The sequence below is a fragment of the Stenotrophomonas sp. 14P6.2.3 genome (assembly GCF_057799055.1).
This window is the reverse complement of the sequence record NZ_JBYOLA010000013.1, coordinates 14,738-34,319: the sequence shown is the minus strand read 5'-3', so window position 1 is coordinate 34,319 and position 19,582 is coordinate 14,738. Positions and strand designations below refer to the sequence as shown.

The following is a 19,582-nucleotide window of genomic DNA, read 5'->3' as shown; positions in this document are numbered from 1 at the left end:
CGGGCATGCAGGCGCGGCGAGCGCGTATCATGCGCCCATGAGTGAACGACATGACGTGCTGATCGTCGGTGGTGGTCTGGTGGGTGCCAGCCTGGCCATCGCCCTGGACCGGCTGGGCCGCGACGTGGGCCTGCTCGAAGCCAGTCCGGCCGGCGAGCTGCCCGCGGTGTTCGACCAGCGCAACCTCAGTTTTGCTGCCGCCACGATCAACGCGCTGACCGCGCTGGGGGTCATGCAGAAGCTGTCGATGACGCCCGGTCCGATCCGCCGCATCCATGTCAGCCGCGCCGGTGATTTCGGCCGCGTGCAGCTCGATGCAACGGATTACGACCGGCCGTGGTTCGGCCAGGTGGTGGTGGCGCGTGATTTCGGCCAGGCGCTGGAAAGCCGGCTGCAGGAGCTGCCACGACTGCGCCGCTACCGGCCGATGCGTTTCCTTGGTCTGGGCGATGTGATTGATGGTTACCGCCAGGTGCGGGTGGCCGATGACAGCGGCGAGCGCGTGCTGCTGGCGCGGCTGGTGGTCGGTGCCGACGGCACCAGCAGCGGGGTGCGCGATGCGTTGGGCATCGAAGTTGATCGCCACGATTTCCAGCAGACGCTGTTCGTAGCCCGCGTGCGCAGCCAGCGTGCGCCCGATGGCACCGCCTGGGAGCGCTTCACCGATACCGGCCCGACGGCGTTGCTGCCGCGTGGCGACCGCCATTTCGGCACCGTGCATGGCGTCGCCCGTGACCAGGCCGAAGCGGTGATGGCGCTGGACGACAGCGCGTGGCTGCAGCGCCTGCAGCAGGCCATCGGCTGGCGTGCGGGTCGCCTGCTCGACTCTGGTCCGCGCAGCGCCTATCCGCTGATCCAGGTACTGGCGCGCGCGCTGGTGGGGGAGCGCACGGTGCTGCTTGGCAATGCCGCGCAGACCATCCATCCGCTGGGTGCACAGGGCTTCAACCTCGGCCTGCGCGATGCGTTGACGTTGGCCGAGCTGCTGGAAGTGGAGGGCGACGCTGGCAGTGATGCGCTGCTGCGGTCCTACGTAGCCCGCCGCGAAGAAGATCGACGACAGACGGTGGCGTTCTCCGGTGGTCTTGCCCGCCTGACCAGCAATCCGGCGCCGCTGCTGCGCCCCCTGCGCAGCCTGGGCCTGGTGGCCGCACAGCGCGCCTCGGTGCAGTCGATGCTGGTCGGTGGTGCGATGGGCTTCCGTGGCGAGGTGCCGCGTCTGTGCCGTGGAGAAGCCGCATGAACCGGCGCGCACGCCTGGACGTGGCCATTGTGGGCGGTGGCGTGGTCGGTGCTGCCTGTGCGCTGGCCCTGGCCGATGCTGGTCTTGCAGTGGCATTGGTGGAAGGTCGTGAACCTGCGCCGTGGCAGGCCGCACAGCCGGACCTGCGGGTATTCGCCTTCGCCGCCGACAACGTGCAGTTGCTGCAGCGACTCGGCGTGTGGCCGACGATCGCGCAGGCACGCGCCTGGCCGTACCGGCGCATGCAGGTGTGGGACGCGGCCGGTGGAGACGACCTGCTGTTCGACGCGGACCGCTTCGGCCGTCGCGAACTGGGTTTCATCGTCGAGAACGGCTTGCTGCAGGATCGCCTGTGGGCGGCGTTGCCGGCCGCCGGCGTGGAGCTGCATTGCCCGGCGCGCGTGGAAGCGCTCGAACAGGACGAGCACGGTGTGCGCCTGCGCCTGGATGATGGCCGTCGCATCGAAGCCGCGCTGGCCGTGGCTGCCGACGGTGCGGAATCGACCCTGCGCGGACTGGCCGGGATCGAGGTCGAGCGCCACGATTACCAGCAGCGCGGTGTGGTCGCCTATGTGGACAGCGAGCTGCCCAACCAGGCGACGGCCTGGCAGCGCTTTCTGCCGAGCGGTCCGCTGGCGTTGCTGCCGGTGGCCGAGCATCGCAGCTCCATCGTCTGGACGTTGCCCGACGACGAGGCGGCACGCGTACTGGCCCTGGACGAAGACGCATTCAATCGTGAACTGACCCGCGCCTTCGCCGCGCGCTTGGGCGAACTGCGGCTGGCCTCGCCGCGCGCGGCGTTCCCGCTGCGCCGGCAGCTGGCCCGCCACTATGTGGCCGGTCGCGTACTGGCGCTGGGCGATGCCGCGCACGTGGTGCACCCGCTGGCCGGGCAGGGCGTCAACCTCGGCCTGCGCGACGTCGCCGCCCTGCAGCACTGGCTGGCGCCGTCGGCCGAACGGCGTGGGCAACCCCGGTTGTCGCCGCAGCGCGTGCAGCGCTGGGCGCGTGAGCGTCGCAGCGACAACCAGGTCGCCGCCTACAGCTTCGACGCGATCAACGGGCTGTTCTCCAACGACGAGATGCACCTGACCCTGGCGCGTGGCCGCGCGCTGGGCTGCGTGGGCAAGTGGCCGCCGCTGGTGCAGGCCTTCTGGAAGCGCGCCGCAGGGGTGTGACCGCTGGGTGCCAACCAAGGTTGGCAACTACCAACCACGGGTGATGCGGGCCCGCGCCGAATCGCTTCTGGTAGACGCCAACCTTGGTTGGCGCGCGTGCCCCGGATCATCCACCGGTAGCGCCGGGCCATGCCCGGCGAGCGCGCAGCGCGGTTCATGGATCCCGCCGGGCATGGCCCGGCGCTACCGCCGTCGGTAGATCCACGCCATGCGTGGATGAAGAGCACGAGGGTGGATCAATCCACCAGCCAACCGGCCAGATCGGCGCGGTCCAGCTTGCCGCGACGCTTCACGTCCAATGCGTTGAACTCGTCGGCAAGCGCCGGGTTCACCTGCGCCTCCTCACGGCTGATGAAGCCATCACCGTCCACGTCCAGCTCGGCGAAATGGATGCGGTACTGGCCGACCACGCTGGCCGGTGCCAGCGAACGCACCGTTACCGGGGTTTCGCCCAGCGGCACCACGATGTCGACGCTGCCGGTCACACGGCCGGCCGACAGCGACTGCTGGCGGACCACGCCACTGTCATCGCGCAGCGGAGCACTCTGCGCCGGCTGCGGGCGCACCGGCTGTGCCAGCGCCGGCGATGCCAGCAACGCGGTACACAGCAGCAGGGAAATGCGCGGGGTGTTCATCAGCGCAGCGGCGACGCCAGCACCGTGATTTCCTCACGGTCGTGGTACAGCTGCTTGGCACGCACCACCAGCGGCTTGCCGGCCTGGTCCTGGAACAGGTCCAGGCACAGGCGCGTTTCGTCCCAGCGCTTCTTCATCGGCAGCTTCAGGTTGAAGATCGCATGCCTGCACCAGCCCTCGCGGAACCAGGTGGCCATGCGTTCGGCGACGCGACGCGGTTGCTCGACCATGTCGCAGACCATCCAGTCCAGCGGCTGCTCCGGATGCCAATGGAAGCCATCGGCACGCAGGTGCTCGACCAGGCCGGTGTCCAGTACGTGCTGGCGCAGCGGGCCGTTGTCGATGCTCAGCACATGCACGTGCTGGCGGGTCAGCACCCAGGTCCAGCCGCCCGGTGCCGCGCCGAGGTCGGCCGCGCGCATGCCCGGGCGAACCAGCGCTTCGCGTTCTTCCGGGGCAAGCAGGGTCAGCAGTGCCTCATCCAGCTTCAATGCCGAGCGCGAGGGTGCGTCGGGCAACAGCTTCAGGCGCGGAATGCCCAACGCCCAGGGTGCACTGTCGTCCGGGTTGGCCACGCAGATGAAAGCGTGGGTGCCATCGACGAACACCACGTGCAGGCGCGGCAGGCGTGCGTTGGGTTTGTCGCTGAGTTTGCCGGCCTTGCGCAGCGCCGGGCGCAGGGCATTGCCGAACGCACGCGCCAGTCCGGACAGCGGTTTGCCAGCGTCCGAATCGGGATGCTCCACCCACAGATCACCAAAGCGCGGCGCATCGGCCAGCACTTCCAGCATCGGGGTGATGCGGTCGGCCGGGTCCAGCTGCGGCAGCTCGGCCAGCACCACCAGCTTCTGGCGGGCGAAGATCAGCTCGCGCCACGGCAGTCGCGGTGCAAGCGCCGCGGCTTCATCGCACATGAAGAGCACGTAGCCATCATTGCGCTGGGTGCGGGCGTAACCGGCAAAACCGGCAGCGCCTGCGCGGAACTGCAGTTCGCCGGCCAGCTCGGGCTCGAAGCCCTGCCGGCACAGGCACAGCAGGCCGATGCCGGTCTCAGTAACGGGCGCCATCGCTTTCCCCATAGGCACGCAGCACGCTGCGCGCCGCATCGCGGTTCAGACCCTGCACCACTTCGATGCCGCGCTTGTTGAGTTCGCCCACCCAGTCGGCCGGCAGCGGGCCTTCATCGAACGGGGTCAGTTCTTCCACGTCGGCCGAACTCGCGCCGATCAGCAGGCGGTCGATGCCGGCCCACACGGTGGCTCCGTAGCACTGGCAGCACGGCTGCGAGCTGGTGGCCAGGGTGATCGGCGACAGCACCGCGTTCAGGCGCGGGGTCTGCAGGCGCTGCTGGGCCAGCATGTAGGCCATGTTCTCGGCGTGCGCCAGCGAGGTCGAGTGCGGCATCACCCGGTTCACGCCGGCGGCGATCACCTTGTCATCCGGCCCGAACACCACGGCGCCGAACGGGCCGCCACTGGCGTGGTCGACATTCAACCGCGACAGCTCGATCGCCAGCGCGACCTTGGCCTCGTCGCCCGGATATCGACGATCCAGGTCGATCTGGTCGTGGATCCAGGCGGGAAGGGTCAGGTGGACTTGCGCGTACAGCATCGCGGGGGTGCCTCGTTGGGAGTGAAAGGAACAGGTGCAGCAGATGTCGGCGCGCAGTGTAGCGGCAGTGGCATGTACCGGGCGTGCGCGCTGGATTCAGGCCGGTGACGGTGAGCCGGTGCGGATCACCACGTACTGCTTGCGGAACTCCAGCCCCGCCTGCGGCCAGCGCGCGGCGTAGGCGCGCAGCAGCGGCAGGGCAGGGGCGAAGTCATGGCCGTTGACCCGGCAGTCGGCTTCGCACTGGCCCTGCTCGTCGCGCGACGCGAACAGGCGGATGGCCAGGAAGTGGTGGGCCTTCAGCAGGTTGTCGAAGGCGTCGATGCTCTTGGTGAACAGGCAGCAGGGGCAGGAACCGTGGTCGTCCTCGCTGCACGCGACAGCGTCGTCCAGTTCGCGGGCGCGGTAATGGGCCAGCGGCCCCAGCACCACGGTGCGCTCGTGTTCTTGGCCTTCGTCGCCGGTCGGATAGGTCAGCCCCATCATCGGCAGATCCGGTGCGTCTTCGGCGCCGACGGCGGCCTGCAGGGTCGCCAGATCCACGCGCACCCAGGTGTCGAAACCGGACAGCAACGACTCCTGTTCGGTCGCGCCATTGGCGTGCTGGTACTCGAACAGGCCATCGGCGAACAGGCCGGCGTGGCGGGTCTCGATGACGGTGGAGGTCTGCCAGCCGCCATTGTCGCGTTCGTTGCTGGCGACGCTGTGTGGCGTCAGGTACAGGCCGCTGTCGAGTCGCAGGTCGTCGCCCTCGACGGTGCAGGCGATGTCACGGCCCAGCAGGACCTGTTGCAGCAGCGGCAGAAGTGCACTCGGGGCAGCGGACATGGCAGGGCCTGACAGGGGCAAGGAGGGGATGATGATGCAGGCAGCGGTTGCGCGGTGGCATTGCGTGCCTGCGCTCGCGCAGCAGGGCCCGCCGTTACCGCAGGTCGGCTACGCGGGCTTCAGCAGAGGATGAGGCAGTAGCGAGATGACGCGGGCGCCTTTGCGGCGCCCGCGCAGGTGCTCAGGCCGACCAGGTGTCGCGCAGGGTCACGCTGCGGTTGAACACCGGCTTGGCTTCGGTGTGGTCGCGGCGGTCGGCAACGAAGTAGCCGGTGCGCTCGAACTGGAACGATTGTTCCGGCGCAGCGGTGGCGGCAGCCGGCTCGACATAGCCGGTGACGGTGCGGCGCGATTCCGGATTGAGGTAGTCGCGGTAGGTCTTGCCTTCCGATTCGTCGTCCGGGTTCGGTACCGAGAACAGGCGGTCGTACAGGCGGATCTCGGCCGGCACGCCGTGCACGGCGCTGACCCAGTGGATGGTGCCCTTGACCTTGCGGTTGGCGCCTTCCATGCCCGGGCGCGATTCCGGATCCAGCCAGCCGCGCAGCTCGGTGATGGTGCCGTCGGCATCCTTGATCACTTCATCGCAGCGGATGATGCCGGCGCCGCGCAGGCGCACTTCGCCACCAGGAACCAGGCGCTTCCAGCCCTTCGGCGGCACTTCGGCGAAGTCCTCGCGGTCGATCCACACCTCACGTGCGAACGGCACTTCGCGGGTACCGAAGCTTTCGTCCTTCGGGTGGTTGCTGAAGGTCAGCTGCTCTTCGTGGCCTTCGGCCAGGTTGGTCAGCACCAGCTTGACCGGGTCGACCACGGCCATGCGACGCGGCGCGGCGCTGTCCAGGTCTTCGCGCAGCGCGCCTTCCAGCACGCTGAAATCGATCATCGAATTCTGCTTGCTGATGCCCACGCGCTCGGCGAACAGGCGCATCGCCGCCGGCGTGTAGCCACGGCGACGCAGGCCCTGCAGGGTCGGCATGCGCGGGTCTTCCCAGCCGTCCACCAGCTGTTCGGTGACCAGCGCCATCAGCTTGCGCTTGCTCATCACCGTGTAGTTGATGTTCAAGCGCGAGAACTCGATCTGGCGCGGCTTGGCCGCCTCGCGCGGCAGGCCGGCGTCGACCAGCGGCTGGGTCAGCGCGTCATCGTGGGCGAAGTCGACGTTGTCCACGCACCAGTCGTACAGCGGGCGATGGTCTTCGAATTCCAGCGTGCACAGCGAGTGGGTGATGCCCTCGATCGAATCGCCCAGTGCATGGGCGAAGTCGTACATCGGGTAGATCGGCCACGCGTTGCCGGTGTTCTGGTGCTCGACGTGCTTGATGCGGTACAGCGCCGGATCGCGCAGGTTGATGTTGCCGCTGGCCATGTCGATCTTGGCGCGCACGGTGCGCGCGCCATCGGGGAACTCACCGGCACGCATGCGGCGGAACAGGTCGAGGTTTTCCTCGACGCTGCGCTCGCGGTACGGCGAGAGACGACCCGGTTCGGTCAGGGTGCCGCGGTAGGCGCGCACTTCCTCGGCCGACAGGTCGCACACATAGGCCTTGCCGTCGGCGATCAGCTTCTCGGCGGCCAGGTAATAGGTCTGGAAGTAGTCCGAGGCGTGGCGCAGCTCGTTCCACTCAAAGCCCAGCCAACGCACGTCGTCCTGGATCGCAGCCACGTACTCCGGGTCTTCCTTGGCCGGGTTGGTGTCGTCGAAACGCAGGTTGCAGACGCCACTGAACTCACCGGCGATGCCGAAGTTCAGGCAGATCGACTTGGCATGGCCGATGTGCAGGTAGCCGTTCGGCTCCGGCGGGAAGCGGGTCTTGATCGCCTGGTGCTTACCGCTGGCCAGGTCCTCGCGCACGATCTGGCGGATGAAATCACGCTTCTCGTGGCTGTCGGCGGGGGTCTCGGGGCTGGCGGGGGTGTGCTCTGACATGAGTCGGCGAAAGTAAGGCAGAAAGATTGCCAGTCTAACGCTTACCGGGAAGGGCTGCCCGGTGGGCTGCGGTTGCCGGCCAGCGGCCGGCACTACCCGCGTCGTCTGTAGTGCCGGCCGCTGGCCGGCAACCCGCGGATGCCACCCGCGGCACCATTCAGCCCCCGGGCGTATGCTGGAATCCTGTCCCACGGAGCCGCCCCATGCACATCGTGTACAAGGCCGACAATCTGTTCGACGCCCACCTGGTCAAGCACGCGCTGGAAGACGCCGGCATCCCTGCCTTCGTGTTCGGTGAGTCGCTGCTGGGTGGCATGGGTGAGCTGCCGCTGTTCGGCGTGCTGCGGGTCGGTATCCCCGACGCCGCGCGCCCGCAGGCCGAGGACATCGTCGCCGCGCTGGACTTGGGCCACGCCCCCGGCGACCCCATTTCAGATGCTGACGACATTGCCGGCCTTCCGGCGTAGGAGCGCATCATGTTGGGAATCGGACAGGGCATCCTCGGCATCGGGGCCTTCAAGCAGCGCCTGCCGCGCCCGGAAGAAGCGCTGCCGGGCCGCGAGCAACCGCTGCCGCTGCACAGCAACCAGCACTTCGTGAACAGCCATCCGTTGAAGGACCGTTTCGCCGGCCTGCAGCAGATCCGCTTCGCGCTGGGCTGCTTCTGGGGTGCCGAGCGCAAGTTCTGGAGCGAACCGGGCGTGTACAGCACCTCGGTGGGCTATGCCGGCGGCATCACCCCGAACCCCACCTATGAAGAGGTCTGTTCAGGCCTGACCGGCCACACCGAGGTGGTGCAGGTGGTGTTCGACCCGGCGGTGGTGAGCCTGGAGCGGCTGCTGCAGCTGTTCTGGGAAAGCCATGACCCGACCCAGGGCATGCGCCAGGGCAACGACACCGGCACCCAGTACCGTTCGGCGATCCACGCCACCGATGAGGCGCAGTACGCGGCGGCGTTAGCCAGCGGCGAGGCCTACCAGGCGCAGCTGACTGCGGCCGGCTATGGCCCGATCACCACCGAGATCGTGTACCCGGCGCCTGAGTACTACTACGCCGAGGACTATCATCAACAGTACCTGGCGAAGAATCCGAACGGTTACTGCGGCATCGGCGGCACCGGCGTGAGCTGCCCGATCGGGTTGGATGTGGAGGTGCCGCGCTGACGCGCGGTGGTCCGCCTGCGGCGGGCAGAAGCTGAAAGCAACGGCCAAAGCCAAAGCCAAAGCGGCTCTGGGTTGCTGCGGGTTGGGCGGGGCGGTGTGGGTTGGCAGGACACGCCGTGAACCCATCCATGGGGGCTCGATGGCGCCATCCATGGCGCCAACGGTCCTGCCAACCCACACCGCCCCGCCCCCGACAGTTTCCCGGTGACGGTGGGCAAGAGCATTGGGTTACTGACGACCTGATAGAAAACAAAAAGGACGCGGCATTCGCCGCGTCCTTTTTGTTTGTGAGCACGCGTAGCGCGCGACCCGCTTTTGCTCTTCTTTTCTTTCTTCCGTGGCGGACCACCGCAGGAAATTGTCGAAGGCAGGGCGGGTGGGCCGTGCAGGGGCGTGAGCCGCATGGATGCGGCGACCGAGCTTACATGGACGTACTTGCAGCGTCCCCTGCATGGCCCACCCGCCCTGCCAATCCCACGATCTGCCTTGAGCGACCCGCCACGAGGGGCTCAGCCGTTGGCCGGAATCCTCACAGCGCCTCGCGGATCCGCTGACGCAGCGCTTCCAGATCCTTGGCGAATGCATCGATACCCGTCGCCAGCTTCTCGGTCGCCATCGGATCGGCCGCCAGGTCCGCAGCAAACGTCGTCGCGTCGATCGGCGTCACCTGCACCGCTTCAGCGGCACCGGCCACCAGCTTGCGCGGCAGCACGCCGTGGTCGGCATCCAGCTTCTCCAGCAGGTCCGGCGAAATGGTCAGGCGGTCGCAGCCGGCCAGCGCTTCGATCTGCGCGGTCGAACGGAACGAGGCGCCCATCACCACGGTCGGCGAACCGCGGCGCTTGAATTCGGCATACACGCCACGCACGAACACCACGCCCGGGTCTTCGTCGATGTTCGCCGGGGTCTGGCCGTTGGCCACGTACCAGTCGAGAATGCGGCCGACGAACGGCGAGATCAGGAACGCGCCGGCTTCGCTGCAGGCGAGTGCCTGGGTCGGGTTGAAGATCAGGGTCAGGTTGCAGTCGATGCCTTCGGCCTGCAGCACGCGCGCGGCTTCCACGCCTTCCCAGGTCGCGGCGATCTTGATCAGGATCTTCTCGCGCGGCACGCCAGCATCAGCGTACATCTGGATGAACTGGCGGGCCTTGGCCACGGTCGCGGCAGTGTCATGGGCCTGGTCGGCATCCACTTCGGTGGACACACGGCCCGGTACCAGCGTGCTCAGCAGCGCGCCGACGCCGATGGTCAGGCGGTCGGCCACGGCGTGCACCACGGTCTCGCGGTCACCGCCCTGCTGGCGGCCCCAGGCCAGTTCGCGTTCGATCAGTTCCGCATAGACCGGCAGGTCCAGCGCCTTCTTCACCAGGGTCGGATTGGTGGTGCAGTCCACCGGCTGCAAGCGCTTGATCGCCTCGTAGTCACCGGTATCGGCAACGACCACGGACAGTTCGCGCAGCTGGGACAGTTTGGACGGGGTACTCATTACGGCTCCTGGTGCGGGGATTGCAGGGAAACTGATCGCGCGCGGTACGCAGCGCAGGTCAGGGACGGTCGTTGTGGACCGCGCTCACGCGCAGCCGCAGCTTGCGGCCGCCGGGGGCGGTCCAGTCGATGCTCTGGCCCACGGCCAGGCCAAGCAGGGCGCTGCCCACGGGCGCCAGCACGGACACCTTGCCTTCATCGACATTGGCTTCGCGGGGGAAGACCAGGGTCAGGACATGCTTTTCGCCCGACACTTCATCTTCGCACTCCACGCGCGAATGCATCATGACGATGCCTTCGGGAATCTGGTCTGGCGGCAACACGGTCGCCCGGTTGAGTTCGTCGGCAAGCGCACGCGCGGCCGGCGTCTGGCTGTTTGCCGGAGATTCGAGCATGGCGTCCAGGCGGTCCATGTCGAGGGTGGAAACGGTGATCGACGGCGGCAGGCCGCTGGCGGTGTTCATGGTGACGCTCCTTGGTTGAAAGCCATGCAAAAGGCGGCACCTGCTGGCGCCGCCTGACTGTATTGTGGGGACAAATGCGGCCGGAATCGACTCCCGGCGGTTTCGAGGCCCGGCTGCGGTGTCTCAGCCGTTCAGCACCGGCGTGGGCGGGGTGGCAGCATCGCCGTTTGCCGGGGCCAACGCCTCCAGCGTAAACAGCGCATCGGGCAGGCGCTTGAACTGTTCGGCCAGCTCCATCAGGAACTCGTTCATCGCCGAGCTGCGGCGCCAGATCATGGCGATGCGACGGCTGGGACGGCCCTCGCCGACGAAGTCGATCAGGCGGATGTTGTTCGAGCGCGGCACCGGCGGCTGGACCGACAGGCTGGGCAGCAGGGTGATGCCAACGTCGGCGGCGACCATCTGTCGCAGCGTTTCCAGGCTGGTGGCGCGGAATTCGGATTTTTCATTGGCGCCGAACAGGCGACAGACTTCCAGCGCCTGGTCACGCAGGCAGTGGCCGTCTTCCAGCAACAGCAGTTTCTGCGTGGCCAGTTCCTGCACGTCCAGATGCTCGCGCGTGGCCAGCGGATGGCGGCCGGACACGGCCAGCAGGAACGGCTCCTCGAACAGGAATTCGGCATGCAGCTGGTCGTCGATCACCGGCAGTGCCAACAGTGCGGCGTCGAGCTTGCCTTCGCGCAGGCGCTCCAGCAGCACATCGCTCTTTTCTTCCACCAGCAGCAGTTCCAGCTCGGGGAAGCGCGTGCGGATGCGCGGAATCACGTGCGGCAACAGGTACGGGCCCAGGGTGGGGAAGATCCCCAGGCGCACGGTACCCGCTTCCGGATCGCGGCTGCGTCGCGCCGCTTCCTTCAGCTGTTCCACTTCGGCCACGATCACCCGTGCCCGCGCGGCCGCTTCGTGGCCGGCAGGCGTCAGCATCACCTTGCGCGGCGCACGTTCCACCAGTGGCAGGCCCAGTTCCTCTTCCAGCTTGCGGATCTGCGTCGACAGCGTGGGCTGGCTGACGAAGCAGGAGGCGGCGGCCCGGCCGAAGTGCTTGTGATCGGCCAGGGCCACCAGGTATTTCAGGTCACGCAGGTTCATCCTCAGACCTCTCGGGGTACTGCACCGGCATGGCGTTGCCCCGCCGGTTGATGGTGCTCCCGATGGCCTGGGAACGTTGGATCAGGCCGCTTCGGCCACCGCACCGCTGCTCTTGGGAACCGAGGAGCGGATCAGGTGATCGAAAGCGCTAAGTGCGGCGGTCGAACCGGCGCCCATCGCGATGATGATCTGCTTGTAGGGTACCGTCGTGCAATCACCCGCGGCGAACACGCCCGGCAGATTGGTCTGCCCGCGGTCATCGATGACGATCTCGCCACGCGGCGAAAGAGCCACGGTGTCCTTCAGCCATTCGGTGTTCGGCAGCAGGCCGATCTGCACGAAGATGCCTTCCAGTTCAACGCGATGCGAATCGCCGCCGACACGGTCCTTGTAGACCAGGCCGGTGACACGGCTGCCGTCGCCCAGCACTTCGGTGGTCTGCGCGCTGGTCAGCACGGTGACATTGGCCAGGCTGCGCAGCTTCTTCTGCAGCACTTCGTCGGCACGCAGGCTGGAATCGAATTCCAGCAGGGTCACATGCGACACGATGCCGGCCAAGTCGATGGCGGCTTCAACGCCGGAATTGCCACCGCCGATCACCGCTACGCGCTTGCCCTTGAACAGGGGGCCATCGCAGTGCGGGCAGTAGGCCACGCCCTTGTTGCGGTACTGGTCTTCGCCTGGCACGTTCATCTGCCGCCAGCGGGCGCCAGTGGACAGGATCACCGAGCGCGACTTCAGCACCGCGCCGTTTTCCAGCTGCACCTGCACCAGGCCGTCTTCACCGGCCGGCACCAGCGCACTGGCGCGTTGCAGGTCCATGATGTCGACCTCGTATTCGCGCACGTGCTGCTCCAGCGCCGCGGCCAGCTTCGGGCCTTCGGTCTCCTTCACCGAAATGAAGTTCTCGATCGCCATGGTGTCCAGCACCTGGCCACCGAAACGCTCGGCAGCGATGCCGGTACGGATGCCCTTGCGCGCAGCGTAGATCGCCGCTGCGGCACCGGCTGGGCCACCACCGACCACCAGCACGTCGAAGGCCTCCTTGGCGCCGATCTTCTCGGCATCACGCTTGCTGGCGTTGGTGTCCAGCTTGGCCACGATCTGCTCGAGGGTCATGCGACCCTGGTCGAACACCGCACCATTGAGGTAGACGGTGGGCACCGACATGATCTCGCGCTGCTCGACTTCTTCCTGGAACAGCGCACCGTCGATGGCTACGTGCTGGATGCGCGGGTTGAGCACGGCAGCCAGGTTCAGCGCCTGCACCACATCCGGGCAGTTCTGGCAGGACAGCGAGAAATAGGTTTCAAACCTGTAATCGCCTTCCAGGTTCTGCACCTGTTCGATCAGCTCGGCGGTGGCCTTGGACGGATGCCCGCCGACCTGCAGCAGTGCCAGCACCAGCGAGGTGAACTCGTGGCCCATCGGCAGGCCGGCGAAGGTCAGGTGGATGTCCTGGCCCGGCGTGCCCAGGTCGAAGGACGGCACGCGGCCTTGGCCATCACGCAGCACCTGCAGCGAGATCTTGTCCGACAGGCTTTCCAGGGTCTGCAGCAGGTCCAGCATCTCCTGCGACTTGGCACCGTCGTCGGCATGCGCGGTGATCTGGATCGGGCGGGTCACGCGCTCCAGATAGGTCTTCAGCTGCGACTGCAGGTTGGCGTCCAACATGGTCTTCTCCTGGCTTCAGGCAAAACGGGGGCGTGGCACCGCTGTAGAAGGTAGCGGACCAGCGAGGGGTAGGGGTGAACCCAAGACAGCGACACCGTGGAAGGGGCTGGCTGGCCAAGGCTGGCGCGCGTTGGCTGTCTTGGGTTCACCCCCACGCCGGCGGGGGGACCGGCACGGGGATGAAGGCCGCGCCGCAGCGTGGGGCTGCGGCAGGCCGGTACTGCGGGTACTGCTTTAGATCTTGCCGACCAGGTCCAGCGACGGGGTCAGGGTCTTTTCGCCTTCCTTCCACTTGGCCGGGCAGACCTGGTTCGGGTTGGCGGCGGTGAACTGGGCAGCCTTCAGCTTGCGCAGGGTCTCGGAGACGTCACGGGCGATCTCGTTGGAGTGGATCTCCAGGGTCTTGATCACGCCTTCCGGGTTGATGATGAAGGTGCCGCGCAGGGCCAGGCCTTCTTCTTCGATGTGCACGCCGAAGGCGCGGGTCAGCTGGTGGGTCGGGTCGCCGACCAGCGGGAACTGGGCCTTGCCGACGGCCGGCGAGGTTTCGTGCCAGACCTTGTGCGAGAAGTGGGTGTCGGTGGTGACGATGTAGACCTCGGCGCCGGCCTTCTTGAACTCGGCGTAATGGTCAGCGGCGTCTTCGATCTCGGTCGGGCAGTTGAAGGTGAAGGCTGCCGGCATGAAGATCAGGACCGACCACTGGCCCTTCAGGGTGCTGTCGGAGACCTTGATGAACTCGCCATTCAGGTAAGCGTTGGCTTCGAACGGCTGGATCTGGGTGTTGATCAGGGACATCGTTTTTCCTCTGGGTGAAGGGGAGTGGGTGAATCGACAGGACCTAGGTTACTGGTTCTGTTTCGATAAGGACAATGCATTGATTACATCTATTTGATAGAGGCAGGCTATCAAAATCCAATGGGCAGGCACTGAACCCGGCCACGTCCATCCTGCAACTGCCTGTGTGACAAGGAAAATCTTCCTGGACGTGTGAAGAGGGCTGATAGCCCCTCCTTATCCCCTCTGGCGGAACCTGAACGGATTCCAGCATTCTCTAGCGTCGAGCCATGCTCGGCTGTGGATCCTTAGAGCCGAGCCCACGCTCGGCTGGGGCTACCGCGAACAGCAGCCGAGCATAGGCTCGGCTCTACAATTGCCGGATGTCTCTACAACCCGAACCCACCCTGCGCCAAGTCGTGACCGACGCGAGTACCCGGCTGGGCGGCGTCGACGCCCGCCATGAGGCCGAACTGCTGCTGCTGCATGTGCTGGAGCGGCCGCGCAGCTGGTTGTTCGCGCATGCCACCGATCCGTTGCCGGCCGCCGAACAGGCCGCCTTCGAGGCCCTGCTGGGCCGTCGCCTTGCGGGTGAACCGGTGGCTTACCTGACCGGCCGCCGTGGCTTCTGGACGCTGGACCTGGAGGTCGACCCGGCCACCCTGATTCCGCGGCCGGAGACCGAACTGCTGGTGGAACTGGCATTGGACCGCCTGCCACCGGACCGCGCGCTGCAGCTGGCCGACCTCGGCACCGGCAGCGGCGCCATCGCCCTGGCCCTGGCCAGCGAACGGCCGCAGGCGCAGGTGCTGGCCACCGACGCCAGTGCCGCGGCCTTGGCGGTGGCGGCCCGCAACGCCGCGCGCCACGAGCTGGGCAACGTGCGTTTTGCCGAAGGGGGCGACGACTGGTACGGACCGCTGCGCGGCGAGCGCTTCGATCTGATCGCCAGCAATCCGCCCTATATCGCCAGCGACGACCCGCACCTGGAACAGGGCGACCTGCGCTTCGAGCCGGCCACGGCACTGGCCTCGGGCGTTGATGGGCTGGACGACATCCGCCGCATCGTCGCCGGCGGCGGCGACCATCTGCAGCTCGGCGGCTGGCTGCTGATCGAGCACGGCTGGGACCAGGGCGATGCCATCCGCGCGCTGTTCGAGCAGGCCGTCTACAGCGACGTGCAGACCGTGCAGGACCTGGAGCAGCGCGACCGGGTCACCCTGGGCCGGCGACCGGCCTAGAATGGGGGTTCTCCTGCCAAGGGCAGGGCACCACCACGGAGCTGCAAGCATGCGTACGCTGTACCCCGCCATCACCCCTTACGACGTCGGCACCCTGAAGGTCGACGACCGCCACACGCTGTACTTCGAACAGTGCGGCAACCCGGACGGCAAGCCGGTGGTGATGCTGCATGGTGGGCCGGGCGGCGGCTGCAGCGACAAGATGCGCCAGTTCCACGACCCGGCCAAGTACCGCATCATCCTGTTCGACCAGCGCGGCGCCGGTCGTTCCACCCCGCACGCCGATCTGGTGGACAACACCACCTGGGACCTCGTTGCCGACATCGAGAAGCTGCGCCAGCACCTGAAGGTCGATCGCTGGCAGGTGTTCGGTGGCAGCTGGGGCTCGACCCTGGCGCTGGCCTATGCCGAAACCCATCCGCAGCGAGTGACCGAACTGGTGCTGCGCGGCATCTTCATGCTGCGCCGCTGGGAACTGGAATGGTTCTACCAGGAAGGCGCCAACCGCCTGTTCCCGGATGCGTGGGAGCACTACCTCAAGCCGATTCCGGCGGTGGAGCGCCACGATCTGATCTCCGCCTTCCATCGCCGCCTGACCAGCGAAGACGAAGCAACGCGGCTGGATGCGGCCAAGGCCTGGGCGGTGTGGGAAGGTGCGACCAGCTTCCTGCATGTGGACGATGACTTCATCAACAGCCATGAAGACCCGCATTTCGCGCTGGCGTTCGCCCGCATCGAGAACCACTACTTCGTCAACGGCGGTTTCTTCGAAGTGGAAGACCAGCTGCTGCGCGACGCGCACCGCATCGCCGATATCCCGGGCGTGATCGTGCACGGGCGTTACGACGTGGTCTGTCCGCTGGCCAACGCCTGGGACCTGACCAAGGTGTGGCCGAAGGCCAAGCTGGAGATCACCCCGGCCTCGGGGCACTCTGCGTTCGAAGCCGAGAACGTCGACGCGCTGGTGCGCGCCACCGATAGCTTCGCCTGATCTTTGGTAGTGCCGGCCGCTGGCCGGCAACGCCTTACCGGTAGCGCCGGGCCATGCCCGGCTGATCTCGCGTCGAAGCATTCATCCACGCATGGCGTGGATCTACTACGGGTCGGTATCCACGCATGGCGTGGATCTACCAGTCGCCAGCGAGCAACGCCTCGGCCAGCACCTGCAGCTTCGGCGAGTGCTGCCGCGACGGCGGGTAGATCAACGACAACGCGCGGCTGCGGCCTTCGAACGGCTGCAGCACGCGCTGCAGGCGGCCATCGGCCAGCGCGTCGGCCACCGCGAAATCCATCACCTGCACGACGCCGATGCCAGCGATCGCTGACTCCACCAACGGATCGCCGCAGTCGAACACCATCCGCGTCGGCGGCGTGACCTCGCGCAGCTGCCCGTCCTGCAGAAACTGCCAGTCCACCAACCGGCCACTGCGCAGGTTCCGCACCGCCAGGCAGGCATGGTCCTGCAATGCCGCCACATCGGCCGGCTCGCCCTGCGCGGCCAGGTAGGCCGGGCTGGCCACGGTCACCCAGCGCAGTGGCTTCAATGGACGCGCGACCATCCGCTGGTCGGCGATGGTGCCGGTGCGCAGGGCGGCATCGAAGCCTTCCTCCACCAGATCCACCAGACGGTCACTGAGCACGGCCTCCACCTGCAGCTGCGGATGCCGTTCCAGCAACGGCCCCAGCAATGGCACCAGCACCTTGCGCCCGAACATCGAAGGCGCGCTGATCTTCAGTACGCCCGAGGGTGTGCAGGGGCGGTCGGCCAGCAGTCGCTCGGCGTCTTCCATCCCGCACAGCAAGGGTCCCACCTGCTCGACGAACTGCTGGCCATCCGGGGTCAGCGCGACATTGCGCGTGTTCCGCTGCAGCAGCTTCACCCCCAGCGAGGCTTCCAGCCGGCCGATTGCGCGCGACAGCCCGGACTGGCTCAGGCCGAGCTGGCCGGCAGCCACGGTGAAGCTGCGCGCTTCGGCCACCTGCACCAGCATGCGCACCGCATTGAGGTCCATCGACGATCCATTCATGCCAAAAATCATGACAGATATAGCCGCCAGGGGGTTTATTGATGCGTCCGCATCAATGAGACTGCCGTCCCCCCTCCGCACCGGGCGCCGCATGCCTCCCCTGAAATACCCGCGCTGGGCGCTGACGCTGCTGGCCACCGCGCAGCTGATCATCGCCCTGGACGCCACCATCATCTTCGTTGCCCTGCACGACATGGGCCGCGCGCTGCAGATCAATGCGCAGCAGCTGCAGTGGGTGGTCAGCGCCTACACCGTGGCCTTCGGTGGCAGCCTGCTGCTGGGCGGGCGTGCGGCCGATCTGCTGGGCCGGCGCCGCTTCTACCGGCTGGGCATGCTGCTGTTCGCGCTGGCCTCGCTGCTGGGCGCGCTGGCGCCCAATGCCACGCTGCTGATCGTGGCGCGTGCGGCGCAGGGCATCGGTGCGGCACTGCTGTTCCCGGCCACCCTGGCCTTGATCAATACCCTGTATGCCGAAGGCCCGGTGCGCAACCGCGCGCTGGCGATCTGGAGCATGGCCAGTGCCGCGGGCCTGGCGCTGGGCACGCTGCTGGGCGGCGTGCTGACCCAGGCGTTCGGCTGGCCGGCGGTGCTGGCGGTGATCGTGCCACTGGCCACGGCCTGTGCGGTTGCTGCGGGCGCGTGGCTGCCGGCCGATGGCCCGCGCGTGCGCGGCCGTTCCTTCGACCTGGCCGGCTGCCTCACCGTCACTGCCGGCGGCAGCCTGCTGGTCACCACCCTGGTACAGGGGCCGGAGTGGGGTTGGACGGCGCCGGCCACGCTCATCTGCCTGCTGCTGTCAGCGGTACTGCTGACGGTTTTCGTGCAGATCGAAAAGCGCAGCCGTGATCCGCTGATGCAATTCGCACTGCTGCGCCTGCCTGGCCTGCGTGCGGCACTCGGCCTGACCTTCGCGTTCATGAGCAGCTATGGCGTGCAGTACTACTTCCTGGCGCTGTATTTCCAGGATGGTTACGGCTGGAGTCCGCTGCAGGCTGGCATGGCCTTCCTGCTGCCGACGCTGGTGTGCACCTTCGGCATCCGCATTGCCGAGCGCATGCTGCAGCGCCGTTCGCCACGGCAGGTGCTGGCCTGGGGTTTCGCCGCCGGTGCCATCGGCATCACCGCAGTGGCGCTGGCGATGCCGCACGGCGCCGGCTACTGGCCGTTGCTGCCGGGCATCGTGGTGCTCAGCGTCGGCCAGGGCATGAGCTGGACGGCGATGTGGATCGTTGCCGGGCAGGGCGTGCCGGGGCCGCAGCAGGGTGTAGCGTCAGGCATGGCCGCCACCGCACAGCAGATCGGCGGCGCGTTGGGGCTGGCGGTACTGGTGATGGTGGCCAATGCCGCGCGCGGTACGCAGGCGGCAACCAGTGCCGATGCCCTGCAGGGCATGGTCAACGCACAGTACGGCGCTGCGCTGTTCGCTGCACTCGGCGTGGTCATCGCGCTGGGCCTGCGTCCGGCACGGGTAGACTCGGCGACGACCGCTTGCCTGAGCAACGAAGCATGATCGAGCTGCTGGACCTGCAACAGACCCTGCACGCGTTCGCAGCCTGCAACGATAACGATGAGGTGTATGCCTCCTTCGGTTGGGTGCACGCCACCGATGACGACCTGCTGCAGGCGCGCTTCTGGTTGCCGGCCGATGAAGACGCCGCGTTCGATGATGACGGTGAGGTGCCCGGGGCCGCGCAGGCGCTGGGTCTGACGACCTACCTGGAACCGGCCACGTTCGCTGACGTCCTGGATGTGCAGAAGCGCCAGCGTCCGCTTTCTTCGCTGCGCGATTACGCCGAAGCGTTGGCGTACTACGCCGAGTACGACGCTTTCCTGCAGGTGGACGGTGTCGATGAAGCATTGGGCGAAGCGGGTGCTGCCGAGCAGGCCGCTGCGCACGCAGCCGGGGTAGGGCCGGGCATCTTCGCCGCATTCGGGTTGACGCTGGAGGGATGTGCGGACGAACAGATCAAGGCTGCGGCACAGCGAGTGGCGCACCTGCTCGACATTCCGGTGGGCGAAGCGCTGGCACGTTGCCGCGCGCTGCCGCTGGTGCTGGGCGAGGCTCTGGACCGCAGCCGTGCACAGGCGATCAAGGATGATGTTGAAGCGATCGGCGCGACCGTGCAGGTGCTCGGGTTCAAGCCGTTCCCGTGGATGGATGTTCCCGTGCTGCGTTGACGAAAATCATCCACGCATGGCGTGGATCTACTTGTAGTGTCCCAGTAGATCCACGCCAT

19 protein-coding genes are annotated in these 19,582 nt (G+C 67.2%); 8 read left to right on the top strand and 11 right to left on the bottom strand.

The annotated features are described in order from the left end of the window. Positions 1-37: 37 nt before the first annotated feature. Both ubiH and AC27VL_RS12040 read left to right on the top strand, forming a co-directional pair. Positions 38-1,243 (top strand): 2-octaprenyl-6-methoxyphenyl hydroxylase, encoded by a 1,206-nt coding sequence (gene ubiH, locus AC27VL_RS12045; RefSeq protein ID WP_488766608.1) that lies wholly within the window; start codon positions 38-40, stop codon positions 1,241-1,243. Next, the gene (locus tag AC27VL_RS12040; RefSeq protein WP_488766607.1) at positions 1,240-2,421 is read left to right on the top strand and encodes a UbiH/UbiF family hydroxylase; all 1,182 of its coding nucleotides are present in this window, start codon (positions 1,240-1,242) and stop codon (positions 2,419-2,421) included. Before ubiH ends, AC27VL_RS12040 begins: the two co-directional genes overlap by 4 nt. 236 nt (positions 2,422-2,657) lie before the next feature. Here AC27VL_RS12040 and AC27VL_RS12035 read toward each other — a convergent pair whose 3' ends face one another. From AC27VL_RS12035 to AC27VL_RS12015, 5 genes are all read right to left on the bottom strand, one after another. Continuing rightward, on the bottom strand, positions 2,658-3,056 hold the full coding sequence (locus AC27VL_RS12035) for an EF-hand domain-containing protein (protein WP_488766606.1): 399 nt from the start codon (positions 3,054-3,056) through the stop codon (positions 2,658-2,660). Further along, the gene (gene rlmM / locus AC27VL_RS12030; protein ID WP_191078602.1) at positions 3,056-4,123 is read right to left on the bottom strand and encodes a 23S rRNA (cytidine(2498)-2'-O)-methyltransferase RlmM; all 1,068 of its coding nucleotides are present in this window, start codon (positions 4,121-4,123) and stop codon (positions 3,056-3,058) included. Before rlmM ends, AC27VL_RS12035 begins: the two co-directional genes overlap by 1 nt. Further along, positions 4,107-4,667 carry a nucleoside deaminase gene (locus AC27VL_RS12025; protein ID WP_033830398.1) on the bottom strand — a complete coding sequence of 187 codons (561 nt, stop codon included), beginning with the start codon at positions 4,665-4,667 and terminating at the stop codon, positions 4,107-4,109. The genes rlmM and AC27VL_RS12025 overlap by 17 nt, the downstream gene beginning before the upstream one ends. 96 nt (positions 4,668-4,763) lie before the next feature. After that, entirely contained in the window at positions 4,764-5,495 is a 732-nt protein-coding gene (locus AC27VL_RS12020) for a DUF6348 family protein (protein WP_488766603.1), read from the bottom strand. 181 nt (positions 5,496-5,676) lie between these two features. After that, entirely contained in the window at positions 5,677-7,425 is a 1,749-nt protein-coding gene (locus AC27VL_RS12015; RefSeq protein ID WP_488766601.1) for a glutamine--tRNA ligase/YqeY domain fusion protein, read from the bottom strand. A 203-nt stretch (positions 7,426-7,628) separates the two neighbouring features. Here AC27VL_RS12015 and AC27VL_RS12010 point away from each other — a divergent pair, with 203 nt between their 5' ends. Both AC27VL_RS12010 and msrA read left to right on the top strand, forming a co-directional pair. Next, positions 7,629-7,892, top strand: a complete 264-nt coding sequence (locus tag AC27VL_RS12010; RefSeq protein ID WP_089238899.1) for a putative signal transducing protein — start codon at positions 7,629-7,631, stop codon at positions 7,890-7,892. A 30-nt stretch (positions 7,893-7,922) separates the two neighbouring features. Continuing rightward, positions 7,923-8,588 carry a peptide-methionine (S)-S-oxide reductase MsrA gene (msrA, locus tag AC27VL_RS12005; protein WP_488766698.1) on the top strand — a complete coding sequence of 222 codons (666 nt, stop codon included), beginning with the start codon at positions 7,923-7,925 and terminating at the stop codon, positions 8,586-8,588. Positions 8,589-9,117: 529 nt separating this feature from the next. Here msrA and AC27VL_RS12000 read toward each other — a convergent pair. The 5 genes from AC27VL_RS12000 to ahpC form a co-directional block, all read right to left on the bottom strand. Beyond that, positions 9,118-10,074, bottom strand: coding sequence for a transaldolase (locus tag AC27VL_RS12000; protein ID WP_488766599.1), 957 nt, complete (start codon positions 10,072-10,074; stop codon positions 9,118-9,120). A 58-nt stretch (positions 10,075-10,132) separates the two neighbouring features. Continuing rightward, positions 10,133-10,537 carry a nucleoside diphosphate kinase regulator gene (gene rnk, locus AC27VL_RS11995; protein WP_089238903.1) on the bottom strand — a complete coding sequence of 135 codons (405 nt, stop codon included), beginning with the start codon at positions 10,535-10,537 and terminating at the stop codon, positions 10,133-10,135. Between the two features lie 123 nt (positions 10,538-10,660). Beyond that, positions 10,661-11,626 (bottom strand): LysR substrate-binding domain-containing protein, encoded by a 966-nt coding sequence (locus AC27VL_RS11990; RefSeq protein ID WP_100551614.1) that lies wholly within the window; start codon positions 11,624-11,626, stop codon positions 10,661-10,663. An 81-nt stretch (positions 11,627-11,707) separates the two neighbouring features. Then, entirely contained in the window at positions 11,708-13,300 is a 1,593-nt protein-coding gene (ahpF, locus tag AC27VL_RS11985; protein ID WP_100463089.1) for an alkyl hydroperoxide reductase subunit F, read from the bottom strand. Between the two features lie 234 nt (positions 13,301-13,534). After that, positions 13,535-14,098 carry an alkyl hydroperoxide reductase subunit C gene (gene ahpC / locus AC27VL_RS11980; RefSeq protein ID WP_025877950.1) on the bottom strand — a complete coding sequence of 188 codons (564 nt, stop codon included), beginning with the start codon at positions 14,096-14,098 and terminating at the stop codon, positions 13,535-13,537. A gap of 362 nt (positions 14,099-14,460) precedes the next feature. Between ahpC and prmC the strand changes: the two genes are divergently transcribed. Beyond that, a complete protein-coding gene (gene prmC / locus AC27VL_RS11975; RefSeq protein ID WP_100551615.1) occupies positions 14,461-15,318 on the top strand; it encodes a peptide chain release factor N(5)-glutamine methyltransferase in 858 nt (285 codons plus the stop codon). Positions 15,319-15,367: 49 nt separating this feature from the next. Continuing rightward, complete coding sequence (gene pip, locus AC27VL_RS11970; RefSeq protein ID WP_100551616.1) at positions 15,368-16,309, top strand: prolyl aminopeptidase; 942 nt, start codon at positions 15,368-15,370, stop codon at positions 16,307-16,309. 136 nt (positions 16,310-16,445) lie between these two features. Here pip and AC27VL_RS11965 read toward each other — a convergent pair whose 3' ends face one another. Further along, positions 16,446-17,330, bottom strand: a complete 885-nt coding sequence (locus AC27VL_RS11965; RefSeq protein ID WP_488766696.1) for a LysR family transcriptional regulator — start codon at positions 17,328-17,330, stop codon at positions 16,446-16,448. Positions 17,331-17,436: 106 nt separating this feature from the next. Here AC27VL_RS11965 and AC27VL_RS11960 point away from each other — a divergent pair, with 106 nt between their 5' ends. Both AC27VL_RS11960 and AC27VL_RS11955 read left to right on the top strand, forming a co-directional pair. After that, entirely contained in the window at positions 17,437-18,855 is a 1,419-nt protein-coding gene (locus AC27VL_RS11960) for an MFS transporter (RefSeq protein ID WP_180166809.1), read from the top strand. After that, the gene (locus tag AC27VL_RS11955; protein ID WP_488766595.1) at positions 18,852-19,523 is read left to right on the top strand and encodes a DUF7716 domain-containing protein; all 672 of its coding nucleotides are present in this window, start codon (positions 18,852-18,854) and stop codon (positions 19,521-19,523) included. The genes AC27VL_RS11960 and AC27VL_RS11955 overlap by 4 nt, the downstream gene beginning before the upstream one ends. Positions 19,524-19,582: the final 59 nt, after the last annotated feature.

What these genes read in the sequence shown, in the direction of transcription:
- ubiH (WP_488766608.1), top strand. Translation starts at nt 38, where the DNA reads ATGAGTGAACGACATGACGTGCTGATCGTCGGTGGTGGTCTGGTGGGT.
- AC27VL_RS12040 (WP_488766607.1), top strand. Translation starts at nt 1,240, where the DNA reads ATGAACCGGCGCGCACGCCTGGACGTGGCCATTGTGGGCGGTGGCGTG.
- AC27VL_RS12035 (WP_488766606.1), bottom strand. Translation starts at nt 3,056, where the DNA reads ATGAACACCCCGCGCATTTCCCTGCTGCTGTGTACCGCGTTGCTGGCA.
- rlmM (WP_191078602.1), bottom strand. Translation starts at nt 4,123, where the DNA reads ATGGCGCCCGTTACTGAGACCGGCATCGGCCTGCTGTGCCTGTGCCGG.
- AC27VL_RS12025 (WP_033830398.1), bottom strand. Translation starts at nt 4,667, where the DNA reads ATGCTGTACGCGCAAGTCCACCTGACCCTTCCCGCCTGGATCCACGAC.
- AC27VL_RS12020 (WP_488766603.1), bottom strand. Translation starts at nt 5,495, where the DNA reads ATGTCCGCTGCCCCGAGTGCACTTCTGCCGCTGCTGCAACAGGTCCTG.
- AC27VL_RS12015 (WP_488766601.1), bottom strand. Translation starts at nt 7,425, where the DNA reads ATGTCAGAGCACACCCCCGCCAGCCCCGAGACCCCCGCCGACAGCCAC.
- AC27VL_RS12010 (WP_089238899.1), top strand. Translation starts at nt 7,629, where the DNA reads ATGCACATCGTGTACAAGGCCGACAATCTGTTCGACGCCCACCTGGTC.
- AC27VL_RS12000 (WP_488766599.1), bottom strand. Translation starts at nt 10,074, where the DNA reads ATGAGTACCCCGTCCAAACTGTCCCAGCTGCGCGAACTGTCCGTGGTC.
- rnk (WP_089238903.1), bottom strand. Translation starts at nt 10,537, where the DNA reads ATGAACACCGCCAGCGGCCTGCCGCCGTCGATCACCGTTTCCACCCTC.
- AC27VL_RS11990 (WP_100551614.1), bottom strand. Translation starts at nt 11,626, where the DNA reads ATGAACCTGCGTGACCTGAAATACCTGGTGGCCCTGGCCGATCACAAG.
- ahpF (WP_100463089.1), bottom strand. Translation starts at nt 13,300, where the DNA reads ATGTTGGACGCCAACCTGCAGTCGCAGCTGAAGACCTATCTGGAGCGC.
- ahpC (WP_025877950.1), bottom strand. Translation starts at nt 14,098, where the DNA reads ATGTCCCTGATCAACACCCAGATCCAGCCGTTCGAAGCCAACGCTTAC.
- prmC (WP_100551615.1), top strand. Translation starts at nt 14,461, where the DNA reads ATGTCTCTACAACCCGAACCCACCCTGCGCCAAGTCGTGACCGACGCG.
- pip (WP_100551616.1), top strand. Translation starts at nt 15,368, where the DNA reads ATGCGTACGCTGTACCCCGCCATCACCCCTTACGACGTCGGCACCCTG.
- AC27VL_RS11965 (WP_488766696.1), bottom strand. Translation starts at nt 17,330, where the DNA reads ATGGACCTCAATGCGGTGCGCATGCTGGTGCAGGTGGCCGAAGCGCGC.
- AC27VL_RS11960 (WP_180166809.1), top strand. Translation starts at nt 17,437, where the DNA reads ATGCCTCCCCTGAAATACCCGCGCTGGGCGCTGACGCTGCTGGCCACC.
- AC27VL_RS11955 (WP_488766595.1), top strand. Translation starts at nt 18,852, where the DNA reads ATGATCGAGCTGCTGGACCTGCAACAGACCCTGCACGCGTTCGCAGCC.